The following is a 268-nucleotide window of genomic DNA, read 5'->3' as shown; positions in this document are numbered from 1 at the left end:
TTGCAAGTTGTGGTGCTGACAATATTGGTGTCTTTGTCCCATATTTTACTACCTTAAATTTAGCGAATTTGATAGTGGCTTTACTTACCTTTCTAGTCATGATTTATCTCTTGGTTTTTTCTGCCCAAAAATTGGCACAAGTCCCTTCTGTCGGAGAAACTTTGGAAAAATATAGTAGATGGTTTATTGCCGTTGTCTATTTAGGATTGGGGATGTATATCCTGATTGAAAACAACAGCTTTGACATGCTATGGGCTGTGTTAGGCTA

General features: G+C 37.3%; 1 protein-coding gene. It reads left to right on the top strand.

What is annotated here, in order from left to right; genetic code table 11:
- Positions 1-268 (top strand): cadmium resistance transporter (locus tag C1E99_RS00100; protein ID WP_193441759.1); only part of this gene is annotated, 268 nt, incomplete at both ends.

Source organism: Streptococcus suis (assembly GCF_002964045.1).
In the GTDB taxonomy this organism is placed as follows: Bacteria; Bacillota; Bacilli; order Lactobacillales; family Streptococcaceae; genus Streptococcus; species Streptococcus suis_U.
This window is presented reverse-complemented; position numbering and strand designations above follow the sequence as displayed.